The organism is Stenotrophomonas sp. EMP41, assembly GCF_047495535.1.
GTDB lineage: Bacteria > Pseudomonadota > Gammaproteobacteria > Xanthomonadales > Xanthomonadaceae > Stenotrophomonas > Stenotrophomonas sepilia.
In genome coordinates, this window is the sequence record NZ_CP179923.1 from 724,397 (window position 1) to 736,001 (window position 11,605).

Below are 11,605 nucleotides of genomic sequence, written 5' to 3' on the forward strand. Positions count from 1 at the left end.
TCGGCTCTACAGCCAACGGATATGGCCGTCGATGACCGGCTGCACCTGGCCGCCGATCCACACCGTGCCCTGCGCATCGACCTGTACCTGCACGCGACCATCGCGACCGACTTCGCGGCCCTGGCTGGCCACAAAGCGGCCCCCGCCGCCGGACAGGGCGCCGTGCTGCGTCAGCCAGGCGCCGATCAACGCATTGGCGCTGCCGGTGACCGGGTCCTCGGGCACGCTGGGGGCATCGGCGGGGCAGAACGCGCGCACCACGCGGGCATGGCCGGCGCCGGCTTCGTCGGCGAACACCGCCACGCCGGTGGCATCGGTGGCAAGGCTCCAGTCGGCCAGCGCGGCCATGTCCGGCAGCAGGCTGCGCACGGCGTCGGCATCGCGCAGTGGCAGCAGCCACCAGCGTGCGCCGTTGTCCCAGAGTTCCGGCACCTGCCCGTCGGCAGCGAGCGCCAACAGCGCGGCGGGCGCTCCGCCTGCCTCCGTGTCCAGTTGCCGTGCCGGCGGGCTGGCCAGCTGGATCTCCAGTGCCCCGGCCGGGCCGCTCACCCGTACTGGCAGCAACCCTGCCGCGCATTGCTGCAGCAGGGCGCCGTCGCGCGGTTGGGCCAGGCCGCAGGTCACCGCCGCCCAGGCGGCGCCGACGCTGGGGTGGCCTGCAAACGCCAGCTCGCGGGTCGGGGTGAAGATGCGGATGTGGTAATCGGCGCCGGGCGCGGTGGGGCGCAGGAAGAACACCGTCTCGGACAGGTTCAGCCAGGCAGCCAGGGCCTGCATCTGGCTGCTGGAGAGCGCGTCGGCGTCCAGGATGGCGCCCAGTGGATTGCCGGTTCCGGGGCGGGGGGCGAAGACATCGAGCTGCAGGTAACGAAGGAGGGCCATCTACGGGGGTATTGCGCTTAGAATCGAAGGTTCCGCCCCCGAGGGCGGCCTCCCCACATTCTACATAGCCAATCCATGTCAGCTTCCCCCCTTGTCGATCGTTGGATCGTACTGAAGTTCGGCGGCACCTCGGTGTCGCGTCGTCACCGCTGGGACACGATCGGGAAGCTGGCGAAAAAACGCGCGGAAGAGACCGGATCGCGCGTGCTGGTGGTGGTATCGGCGCTGTCCGGGGTCACCAACGAACTGACCGCGATTGCCGACGGCGCGCCGGACAGCGGTGATCGCGTGGCAGCGCTTGTCGAGCGCCATGAGGGCTTCCTGGCCGAACTCGGCCTGGGTCGCGAGGTGCTGGCCGAACGGCTGGCGGCGCTGCAGGGCCTGCTCGACGATGCGCGGGCGGCCACCCGTCCGCTGGATTGGCAGGCCGAAGTGCTGGGCCAGGGCGAGCTGTTGTCCTCCACGTTGGGTGCGGCCTATCTGCGCGCCTCGGGCCTGGACATGGGCTGGATGGATGCCCGCCAGTGGCTGGACGCGATGCCGCCGCAGCCGAACCAGAGCGACTGGTCGCAGCGGCTGTCGGTGAACTGCCAGTGGCGCGCCGACGCGGAGTGGATGCAGCGCTTCCGCGCGCAGCCGACCCGCCTGCTGATCACCCAGGGCTTCATTTCGCGGCATGCCGATGGCGGTACCGCCATCCTCGGCCGTGGTGGCTCGGATACCTCGGCGGCGTACTTCGGTGCGCTGCTCGGCGCCAGCCGGGTGGAGATCTGGACCGATGTGCCGGGCATGTTCAGCGCCAATCCGAAGGACGTGCCGGACGCGCGCCTGCTGACCCGCCTGGACTATTACGAAGCGCAGGAAATCGCCACCACCGGCGCCAAGGTGCTTCACCCGCGCTCGATCAAGCCGTGCCGCGATGCCGGCGTGCCGATGGCCATCCTCGATACCGAGCGCCCGGAACTGCCGGGCACCAGCATCGATGGCAGCGCCGCACCGGTGCCGGGGGTGAAGGCGATCAGCCGCCGCAATGGCATCGTGCTGGTGTCGATGGAAGGCATCGGGATGTGGCAGCAGGTCGGCTTCCTGGCCGATGTGTTCAACCTGTTCAAGAAGCACGGCCTGTCGGTGGACCTGATCGGTTCGGCCGAGACCAACGTCACGGTGTCGCTGGACCCGTCCGAGAACCTGGTCAACACCGATGTGCTGGCCGCGCTGTCGGCCGACCTGTCGCAGATCTGCAAGGTGAAGGTGATCGTGCCGTGCGCGGCGATCACCCTGGTGGGCCGTGGCATGCGGTCGCTGCTGCACAAGCTGTCGGACGTGTGGGCCACCTTCGGCCGCGAGCGCGTGCACATGATCTCGCAGTCGTCCAACGACCTGAACCTGACCTTCGTCATCGACGAGGCCGATGCCGATGGCCTGCTGCCGATCCTGCACGCCGAGCTGATCGACAGCGGCGCGATGCCGGTGGAAGAGACCGAAGTGTTCGGCCCGCGCTGGCGCGAGATTGCCGGCACCGTGCGCCCGCGCGGCACGCCGTGGTGGCGCGGCCAGCGTGCGCACCTGCTGCAGCTGGCCGATGCCGGTACGCCGCGCTACGTCTACCACCTGCCGACGGTGCGCGCCCGCGCCCGTGCACTGGCCGCAATCAAGCCGATCGACCAGCGCTACTACGCGATCAAGGCCAACAGCCACCCGGCCATCCTGCAGCTGCTGGAAGCGGAGGGCTTCGGCCTGGAGTGCGTGTCGCATGGCGAGCTGAGGCATGTGTTCCAGCACCTGCCGGAACTGTCGCCCAAGCGCGTGCTGTTCACCCCCAGCTTCTGTCCGCGCAGCGAGTACGAGGCGGCGTTCGCGCTGGGCGTGACCGTGACCGTCGACAACGTGGAAGCGCTGCAGCGCTGGCCGGACCTGTTCCGCAACCGCGAGCTGTGGCTGCGTGTCGATCTGGGCCGGGGTGAGGGCCACCACGCCAAGGTCCGTACTGGTGGCAAGGAGTCCAAGTTCGGCCTGCCGATCGCCCGCGTCGACGAGTTCGTGCGCGCGGCAACCGAACTGGGCAGCCGCGTGGTGGGACTGCATGCGCACCTGGGCAGCGGCGTGGAAACCGCGCAGCACTGGCGCCTGATGTGCGATGAGCTGGCCGGTTTCGCCCGCCGCATCGGCAGCGTGCAGACCATCGATATCGGTGGCGGCCTGCCGATTCCGTACAGCGACGAAGACGAACCCTTCGACCTGGACGCCTGGGCCGAGGGCCTGGCCGAGGTAAAGGCACTGCACCCGGCATTCCGCCTGGCGATCGAGCCGGGCCGCTACCTGGTGGCCGAATCGGGCGTGCTGCTGACCCATGCCACCCAGGTGGTGGAAAAGGACGGCGTGCGCCGTGTCGGCCTGGACGCCGGCATGAACGCACTGATGCGCCCGGCGCTGTACGACGCCTGGCATGACATCGAGAACCTCAGCCGCCAGGGCGGTTATGCCGAAGCGGCGTTCGATGTGGTCGGCCCGATCTGCGAATCCAGCGATGTGTTCGGCAAGCGCCGCAAGCTGCCGGTGTCGACCGCGCCGGACGACGTGATGCTGATCGCAGATGCCGGTGCCTACGGATATGTGATGGCCAACACCTACAACCAGCGGATGCTGCCGCGCGAAGACGTGATCGAATGACCACCGCGCACGCCCTGCACCCGCCCACCGACACGCCCCGCGCCCTCGCGCGGGCCCGTGCCTGACCGGATACACCATGACTGCTTTCGACAAACACCAGGTTTCCCGCTTCCGCTTCGTCCGCTGCGACTTCGCAGCGGATACCGGCGTGGCCCGGCTGGTCTACGCCTTCGACGACGGCCCGGAGATGGTGGAAACCATCACCGTGCCCGGTGCCCCGTTCGTGCTGGACCCGGCGCGTGCGGCAGCGGTGCAGCGCGCGCTGCAGCTGCTGCACCTGATCGCCGGCGTCAGCTACTACAAGGCCGGCGTACCGGATACGGTCAGCATCGACAGCTACAGCATCGATGCCGATACCGCCGCGCTGGTGGAGACCATCTACCTCAACGGCCTGGGCGAATTCGCCTACCGCAACGGCCTGAACCTGCGTGGCCGCTTCCGGTTGCCGGTGCAGGGCGAGGCCGTGCAGGCGCCGGCGCTGGGCCTGCAGCCGCACGCGCTGGTGGCCATCGGCGGCGGCAAGGATTCGCTGGTCAGCATCGAAGCGCTGCGCCGTGCCGGCGTGGACGAGACCGTGACCTGGATCGGCGGCTCGCAGCTGATCCGTGCGTGCGCCGAGCGCACTGGCCTGCCGACATTGAACCTGGGCCGCACGCTGGCACCGGAACTGTTCGAGCTGAACCGCCAGGGCGCCTGGAACGGCCATATCCCGGTGACGGTGGTGAACTCGGCGATCATGGTGCTGGCCGCATTGCTGCACGGCGTGGACCAGGTTGTGTTCTCCAACGAGCGTTCGGCCAGCTACGGCAGCCAGATTCCGGGCACCGGCGAAGTGAATCACCAGTGGTCCAAGGGCTGGGCCTGCGAGCAGGCGTTCGGCAGCCATGTGCGGAAGTACGTGGCGGCGGACCTGCAGTACTACTCGTTGCTGCGCCCGATGTCCGAGCTGGCGGTGGCCCGCCAGTTCGCCAAGACCGATTTCTACGACGCGCACTTCTCCAGCTGCAACCGCAATTTCCACATTCTTGGCGAGCGCCCGGTGAACCGCTGGTGCGGCGTCTGCCCGAAGTGCCATTTCGTGTTCCTGGCGCTGGCCCCGTTCATGCCCAAGACGCGCCTGGTGCGCATCTTCGGCCGCAACCTGCTGGACGATGCCGAACAGGCTGCTGGCTTCGACGCGCTGCTGGAATTCCAGGACCACAAGCCGTTCGAGTGCGTGGGCGAAGGCCGCGAATCGCGTGCGGCGATGGCGACCCTGGCGCAGCGCCCGGAATGGAAGGAAGACGTGCTGGTGAAGCGCTTCTGCAACGAGATCCAGCCGCAGCTGGATGCCGCCGAACTGGAACTGGCACCGCTGCTGCAGCTGCAGGGCGAGCACCGCGTTCCGGCTGCGCTGTGGGAACGGGTGCGTGAAGATTTCGAAGCTTGAAGGAAAGCGCGTCGCGCTGTGGGGCTGGGGCCGTGAGGGCCGCGCCGCGTTTGCGGTGCTGCGTGAGCGACTGCCCACGCTGCCGCTGAGCCTGTTCTGCCCGGCGGCCGAAGTCGAGGCCGCGCGTGCGGAAACGCAGGGCGCGCTGGACGTTCGTGGTGAGCCGTCGGCCGAGGCGCTGGCGGCGTTCGACGTGGTGATCAAATCGCCCGGCATCAGTCCCTACCAGCCGATCGCGCTGCAAGCAGTGGAGCAGGGCACCACCTTCATCGGTGGCACTGCGCTGTGGTTTGCCGAGCATGCAGGTGCTGATGGCATCGTGCACGACACCGTGTGCGTGACCGGCACCAAGGGCAAGAGCACCACCACCGCGCTGGTCGCGCACCTGCTGCGGGCCGCCGGGCATTGCACCGGACTGGTCGGCAACATCGGCCTGCCGCTGCTGGAAGTGCTGGACCCGCAGCCGGCGCCCGAGTACTGGGCCGTCGAGCTGTCCAGCTACCAGACCGGTGAAGTGGCGCGCAGTGGCGCCCGCCCGCAGGTGGCAGTGGTGCTGAACCTGTTCCCGGAACACCTGGACTGGCACGGCAGCGAACAGCGTTACATCGAGGACAAGCTGCGGCTGGTGACGGAAGCCGCGCCGCGCATTGCCGTGCTCAATGCCGCAGATCCGCACCTGGCCGCGCTGTCGCTGCCCGAGAGTGAGGTGGTCTGGTTCAACCAGCCGCAGGGCTGGCATATGCGGGGCGACATCGTGCATCGCGGCGAACAGGCGGTGTTCGATACCCGCAACACGCCGCTGCCGGGCCGCCACAACCGCGGCAACCTGTGCGCGGTGCTGGCCGCACTGGAAGCACTGGGCCTTGACGCCGTGGCGCTGGCACCGGCGGTGCAGGAGTTCCGCCCGCTGCCGAACCGCCTGCAGCGGATTGGCCTGGCCGATGGCCTGACCTACATCAACGATTCGATCAGCACCACGCCGCACGCCAGCCTGGCAGCGCTGGAGTGCTTCGCTGGCCAGCGCATTGCGCTGCTGGTAGGCGGGCACGACCGTGGCCTGGACTGGACCGATTTCATGCAGCACATGGCGCACGATGTGCCGCCGGTGGAGATCGTGACCATGGGCAGCAACGGCCCGCGCATCCACACGATGCTGCAGCCGCTGGCCGACGCCGGTCGCTTCGGCCTGCACGCCGCCGCTGATCTGCCCGAGGCGATGGCACTGGCGCGCACGGCGCTGGGCGCGCAGGGCGGGGTGGTGCTGCTGTCGCCGGGTGCGCCAAGCTTCGGGGCCTACCGCGATTACGTGGCGCGTGGCCGCCATTTCGCCGAACTGGCCGGATTCGATCCGGACAGCATCAGCGCGATTCCGGGGTTGGGCATCGCCTGATCCGCCTGATCCGCCGGATCGGGGTCGGATCCCTTTCCTCAGGAAAGGGCTCTGATCCCGGCGAGTTACCATGGGGCGCATCCCCCGGACGGACCCGGATAGCCGCATGTGCACCTTCATCACCTTGTTCCTTCCTGCGTCGTTTGCGCAGGTCGATGCCGCCGCGATCATGCAGCGCAGCGGCCGGAGCCTGTTCGCGCAGGATTCGCCCAGCCTGCAGTCAGCGGTCGGGCCCGGTTGGCAGCCGTGGCTGAGCGCCGCGCACTGCGATTGCGGTACCGCGCTGGCCTCGTCGCGGGCCGAGCGGGAGTGGAAGGGCGATGCCGGGCGCTGGCGGAAGAAGGGTTGGAGCGAAGCCAAGATCGCCCGCGCGCTGGCCGAGCAGCAGGCGCGGCATGAACAGGATCAGCAGGCACGCCGCGATGAAGCGCTGGACGATGCCGGCCAGTGGTTGCAGCGTATCGACGCGCTGTTGCAGGCCGGAGCCGCGCGCATCGGCCTGCTGGTGCGCGACTACGACGGTTCGGTCGGTGCCCGGCAGCCGAAGCCGCCGGAACGCCACTGGCCGCGGAATCAGCTGGCCCCAGCGGACCTGCTGGCGCTCATGCCGGGCACGTTGCATTGGATCGAGCGCGGGTAGTGCCGGCCGCTGGCCGGCAACCTGCGGAGAAATTCACCCACGCATGGCGTGGCTCTACTGTAGAGCCGAGCCCACGCTCGGCTGCCTTCATTCGTCTTCATCGATGAACGCGTAATCGCCATCGATCAGCTGCTGCAGATACACATCGAAGCTCCGCGCAATGACCGCATAGCTGTCCGGATCGTGCAGGTAGCGCACCACCTGGCCGACGGTGCCGCCTGGCGCGGGATCGAAATCCAGGTACAGCATCGACGTGCCACCGTTGTTCATGCAGTGCGAGAAACACAGCCGGCGGTTCATCGGCAGATCCGCGTCGATGCCCTCGCCGAGAATCTCCGGTTCCTCATCCAGCCACTCTTCGTAGATGGAACGGATGCTGTCGTCCCATCGCTGCTGGTCCTCGAAGATCTGCGCGACCGATCGCAGGTAGTACGGGTAGCCACCGTCCTCCACGTCCGAGCCGAGCATCAGTACGCAGACCTTGCCGCCGGGGTACTCCCGGTAGTGGGTGCCATCCACGCGCGATAGGAGTTCCACCAGGCTGTCCGGCACCTGCGGCCACTGCACACGCAGGCGCTGCAGGTCTTCAGCGCTGGCGCCCTGCACGTGGACCCACTGCGGGGCATCCTCGGCAGGCAAACGCGGGATCAGGCCAGACAGAAAGCGATCAACAAGATTCATGCGAAAAAAGGGGACGGAGGGGATTAAGTCGTATCCAACCACACCTGCGTCACGCCGCCAATGCAGAATGCGACGCGGGAGGGGCGAATACGGCTTAATCCCCTCCGTCCCCTTTTTCTTGCGGAGCAGGCGCATGAATCGTTGGCGATGCGGTGTGGCGATGATGCTGGGGCTGGCGGCGATGCCAGCGTGGGCGGCGATGAAGACGCAGCCGGTGGAGTGGAAACACCAGGGCACGACCTTCAGTGGCGTGCTGGTCTATGACGATGGCGAGCATGACCAGCGACCTGGCCTGGTGATGGTGCCGAACTGGAAGGGTGTGAACGAGTCGGCGGTCGAGAAGGCCAAACAGCTGGCCGGCGACGACTACGTGGTGCTGGTGGCCGATGTCTACGGAAAGGGTGTGCGGCCGAAGACCGATGCCGAGGCCGGGCCGGTGGCGACCAAGCTGCGCAACGATCGGCCGCTGCTGCGCGCACGTGCGCTGGAAGCGGTGAACGTGCTCAAGGCGCAGGCCGGCAAGGCGCCGCTGGATGCCAGTCGGATCGGTGCGGTGGGCTTCTGTTTCGGCGGTACCACCGTGCTTGAACTGGCTCGCGCCGGTGCGCCATTGGCCGGTGTGGTCAGCCTGCATGGTGGGTTGGGTTCGCCGCTGCCGGCGCAGGCCGGTGGCAGCCATCCTTCGGTGCTGGTGCTCAACGGGGCCGATGACAAGAGCGTGACCGCCGAGGACATCGCCGCGTTCCAGAAGGAAATGGATGCGGCCAAGGTCGATTGGGAGTTCACCAACTACAGCGGTGCAGTGCACTGCTTCGCCGAGCGCGACGCCAGCAGCCCGCCGGGGTGCCAGTACAACGAGCGGGCGGCCAAGCGCGCGTGGAAGGCACTGGATGAGTTCTTCGAGGAGCGCTTCGAGAAACGTTGATTCGTGCAGTGGTAGTGCCGGCCGCTGGCCGGCATTCCCGTGGCATCGGCAGCCTCAGGAGGTTGCCGGCCAGCGGCCGGCACTACAATGCGGTCGATGCGAGGGGTTGGCACCCACCGATGTTTCCGTGCCGACCGTTGGTCGGCACGCCTCCATCAATGCGAGCGCTGCACCGCGTAACGCGCCAGGCCGCGCAGGGCGGCCACGGCATCGTTGTCGCCCAGGCCATCGAGCGCGCGCTCGGCGGCTTCGGCATATTCTTCCGCACGCGCGCGGCTGTACTCCAGGCCGCCGGTAGCCCGGATCGCGGCCAGCACTTCCGGCATCGCCGAGGCGTCGCCGTCCTGCACGATGGTGCGCAGGCGTTCGCGGGTCGCGTCGTCGGAGTGGGCCATCGCGTGGATCAGCGGCAGCGTGGCCTTGCCCTCGGCGAGGTCGTCGCCCAGGTTCTTGCCCAGCTCCTCGGCGTTGGCCGAGTAGTCCAGCACGTCGTCGGCGATCTGGAATGCGTAGCCCAGGTGCATGCCGTAGTCGAACAGGGCCTGCTGGGTCGCTTCATCCACGCCGCTGGCCAGCGCGCCCAGGCGGGTGCCGGCGGCGAACAGCACCGCAGTCTTGCGCTCGATCACGCGCAGGTAGGCGGCTTCGTCGGTATCCGGATTGTGCACGTGCAGCAGCTGCAGCACTTCGCCCTCGGCGATGCGGTTGGTGGCATCGGCCAGGATCTGCATCACCGGCATGCGCTCCAGCTCGACCATCAGCTGGAAGCTGCGCGAGTACAGGAAGTCGCCCACCAGCACGCTGGGCGCGTTGCCCCACAGCGCGTTGGCGGTGCTGCGGCCACGTCGCAGGCTGGACTCGTCCACCACGTCGTCGTGCAGCAGGGTAGAGGTGTGGATGAACTCGATGATCGCCGCCAGCTGGTGGTGCTCCGGGCCGGCCTGGCCGACCGCATGGCCGGCCAGCATCACCAGCATCGGACGCAGGCGCTTGCCGCCGGCGGAAATGATGTGGTCGGCGATCTGGTTGATCAGCACGACGTCCGAGGACAGCCGGCGCCGGATCAGGGCGTCGACGGCGGCCATGTCGGCCGCGGCAAGCGACTGGATCTGGGGCAGGCCCAGGGCGGGACGGGTGTCTTCGGTGATGGTCATGCGATCAGGCTTTCAGGCTCACCACCGATTATAGGCGCTGGCCGTGAATTCGGGCGCAAACGGGCCCGAGCGGCAATTCCAGCCCGGCCTGCGCGGCCCTTCGCGTGAATACGTATGCAGGTTGCGCCATGCCCGCGAGGCCACCGCTAAGCTTGCCGGAACAGGATTTCGGCCCGCTGCCGGCGGGTCCCGCATGCCCGGAGGGGGGCTGTCGATGTCGCACTATCCATGGTGGCGCGGAGCCGTCATCTACCAGATCTACCCGCGCAGTTTCCTCGATGCCAACGGCGATGGGGTGGGCGACCTGCCGGGCATCATCGAGCGCCTGGACCACATCGCTGCACTGGGCGTGGATGCGATCTGGATCTCGCCGTTCTTCAAGTCCCCCATGGCCGACTTCGGCTACGACATCGCCGACTACCGCGACGTCGACCCGCTGTTCGGCAGCCTGGACGACTTCGACCGCCTGTTGGCCAAGGCCCACGGCCTGGGCCTGAAGGTGATGATCGACCAGGTGCTGAGCCATACCTCGATCGAGCACGCCTGGTTCCGTGAGAGCCGCCAGGACCGCAGCAATCCGAAGGCGGACTGGTACGTCTGGGCCGACCCGCGCGAGGACGGCACCCCGCCCAACAACTGGCTGTCGCTGTTCGGCGGCTGTGCCTGGCAGTGGGAGCCGCGCCGCGAGCAGTACTACCTGCACAACTTCCTGGTCGACCAGCCGGACCTGAACTTCCATCACCCGGACGTGCAGCAGGCCACCCTGGACAATGTGCGCTTCTGGCTCGATCGCGGCGTGGATGGCTTCCGCCTGGATGCGATCAACTTCTGTTTCCACGACGCACAGCTGCGCGACAACCCGCCCAAGCCGGCGGAGAAGCGGGTGGGGCGCGGCTTCAGCCCGGACAACCCGTACGCGTACCAGTACCACTACTACAACAACACCCAGCCAGAGAACCTGCCGTTCCTGGAGCGCCTGCGCGCGCTGCTGGATGAGTATCCGGGGGCGGTCAGCCTGGGCGAGATCTCTTCGGAGGATTCGCTGGCGACCACCGCCGAGTACACCCGCGATGGCCGCCTGCACATGGGTTACAGCTTCGAGCTGCTGGTGGATGACTACAGCGCGGCCTACATCCGCGACACGGTCTCGCGGCTGGAAGCGGCGATGACCGAAGGCTGGCCGTGCTGGGCGGTGTCCAATCACGACGTGGAGCGGGCGGTCAGCCGCTGGGGCGGTCACCCGGCCGATCCGCGCCTGGCGCGGATGCTGGTGGCGATGCTGTGCTCGCTGCGCGGCTCGGTCTGCCTGTACCAGGGCGAGGAGCTGGGCCTGGCCGAGGCCGAGGTGCCGTTCGAGGCCCTGCAGGACCCGTATGGCATCACCTTCTGGCCGAACTTCAAGGGCCGCGACGGCTGCCGTACGCCGCTGCCGTGGACCGATGCACCGCTGGCCGGCTTCACCACCGGCCAGCCCTGGCTGCCGATCCCGGCCGAGCACCGCGCGGCGGCGGTGGCCGTGCAGGAACGCGACCCGCACTCGGTGCTGGCGGCGTTCCGCGCGTTCCTGGCCTGGCGGCATACCCAGCCGGCGCTTCTGCATGGCAGCATCAGATTCCTTGAAAGCGCCGAGCCTGTGCTGCTGTTCGAGCGTATGCTTGCAGATGAAACCCTCCTGCTGGCCTTCAACCTGTCGGCCGAGGCGGTAACCCATCCGCTGCCGCTGGGCAACTGGCAGCAGGTGGCGGTACCGGGCCCGGATGCGGGCACGGTGCAGGGCAACGAACTCCAGCTGCCGCCGCGCGCGGTGTATTGCGCCCGACGCAGCTGACCGTTT

Annotated in this window: 9 protein-coding genes; 6 read left to right on the forward strand and 3 right to left on the reverse strand. The window is 68.1% G+C overall.

Annotation, left to right across the window (positions count from 1 at the left end; translation table 11 throughout):
* Window positions 1–6 precede the first annotated feature (6 nt).
* Window positions 7–882, reverse strand: a complete 876-nt coding sequence (locus ACMGRF_RS03370) for a PhzF family phenazine biosynthesis protein (protein ID WP_099495217.1) — start codon at window positions 880–882, stop codon at window positions 7–9.
* Window positions 883–957: 75 nt separating this feature from the next.
* On the opposite strand from ACMGRF_RS03370, the gene ACMGRF_RS03375 reads away from it, so the two are divergent.
* The 4 genes from ACMGRF_RS03375 (at window position 958) to ACMGRF_RS03390 (ending at window position 7,011) form a co-directional block, all read left to right on the forward strand.
* Complete coding sequence (locus ACMGRF_RS03375; protein WP_049440238.1) at window positions 958–3,552, forward strand: bifunctional aspartate kinase/diaminopimelate decarboxylase; 2,595 nt, start codon at window positions 958–960, stop codon at window positions 3,550–3,552.
* A 76-nt stretch (window positions 3,553–3,628) separates the two neighbouring features.
* Complete coding sequence (murL, locus tag ACMGRF_RS03380) at window positions 3,629–4,981, forward strand: UDP-N-acetyl-alpha-D-muramoyl-L-alanyl-L-glutamate epimerase (RefSeq protein ID WP_100477685.1); 1,353 nt, start codon at window positions 3,629–3,631, stop codon at window positions 4,979–4,981.
* A complete protein-coding gene (murD, locus tag ACMGRF_RS03385; protein ID WP_180879880.1) occupies window positions 4,962–6,371 on the forward strand; it encodes a UDP-N-acetylmuramoyl-L-alanine--D-glutamate ligase in 1,410 nt (469 codons plus the stop codon). The genes murL and murD overlap by 20 nt, the downstream gene beginning before the upstream one ends.
* A gap of 106 nt (window positions 6,372–6,477) precedes the next feature.
* A complete protein-coding gene (locus tag ACMGRF_RS03390; protein ID WP_180879879.1) occupies window positions 6,478–7,011 on the forward strand; it encodes a hypothetical protein in 534 nt (177 codons plus the stop codon).
* 87 nt (window positions 7,012–7,098) lie between these two features.
* On the opposite strand, the gene ACMGRF_RS03395 is transcribed toward ACMGRF_RS03390, so the two are convergent.
* Complete coding sequence (locus ACMGRF_RS03395) at window positions 7,099–7,692, reverse strand: SMI1/KNR4 family protein (protein WP_032953996.1); 594 nt, start codon at window positions 7,690–7,692, stop codon at window positions 7,099–7,101.
* 133 nt (window positions 7,693–7,825) lie between these two features.
* On the opposite strand from ACMGRF_RS03395, the gene ACMGRF_RS03400 reads away from it, so the two are divergent.
* The gene (locus tag ACMGRF_RS03400) at window positions 7,826–8,617 is read left to right on the forward strand and encodes a dienelactone hydrolase family protein (protein ID WP_049440230.1); all 792 of its coding nucleotides are present in this window, start codon (window positions 7,826–7,828) and stop codon (window positions 8,615–8,617) included.
* 155 nt (window positions 8,618–8,772) lie between these two features.
* Here ACMGRF_RS03400 and ACMGRF_RS03405 read toward each other — a convergent pair whose 3' ends face one another.
* On the reverse strand, window positions 8,773–9,771 hold the full coding sequence (locus ACMGRF_RS03405) for a polyprenyl synthetase family protein (protein WP_005408451.1): 999 nt from the start codon (window positions 9,769–9,771) through the stop codon (window positions 8,773–8,775).
* A 214-nt stretch (window positions 9,772–9,985) separates the two neighbouring features.
* Between ACMGRF_RS03405 and ACMGRF_RS03410 the strand changes: the two genes are divergently transcribed.
* Window positions 9,986–11,599, forward strand: a complete 1,614-nt coding sequence (locus tag ACMGRF_RS03410; protein ID WP_099495223.1) for an alpha-glucosidase family protein — start codon at window positions 9,986–9,988, stop codon at window positions 11,597–11,599.
* The last annotated feature ends 6 nt before the right edge of the window (window positions 11,600–11,605 follow it).